This is a genomic window from Acinetobacter sp. AL9, assembly GCF_041464035.1.
Taxonomy (GTDB): domain Bacteria; phylum Pseudomonadota; class Gammaproteobacteria; order Pseudomonadales; family Moraxellaceae; genus Acinetobacter; species Acinetobacter towneri.
The window spans coordinates 1-265 of the sequence record NZ_JAYFSK010000236.1; the positions used below are offsets into that span (position 1 = coordinate 1).

Below are 265 nucleotides of genomic sequence, written 5' to 3' on the forward strand. Positions count from 1 at the left end.
TTGATGTATCTGAGGGTCTGTAGCTCAGTTGGTTAGAGCACACGCTTGATAAGCGTGGGGTCACAAGTTCAAGTCTTGTCAGACCCACCATGACTTTGACCTAGATTGAATAAATCAAGTTACAGGAGTTGAAGATATATCGAATCACAGATGATAAGCTGGGGACTTAGCTTAGTTGGTAGAGCGCCTGCTTTGCACGCAGGAGGTCAGGAGTTCGACTCTCCTAGTCTCCACCAAATTTTAAGATCAGAAAAGCACTGCTTTT

2 tRNA genes are annotated in these 265 nt (G+C 44.5%); both read left to right on the forward strand.

The features are described from left to right. Positions 1-13 precede the first annotated feature (13 nt). A tRNA-Ile gene (locus ACEO2X_RS14485) sits at positions 14-90 on the forward strand. Positions 91-160: 70 nt separating this feature from the next. Next, positions 161-236, forward strand: a tRNA-Ala gene (locus ACEO2X_RS14490). Positions 237-265: the final 29 nt, after the last annotated feature.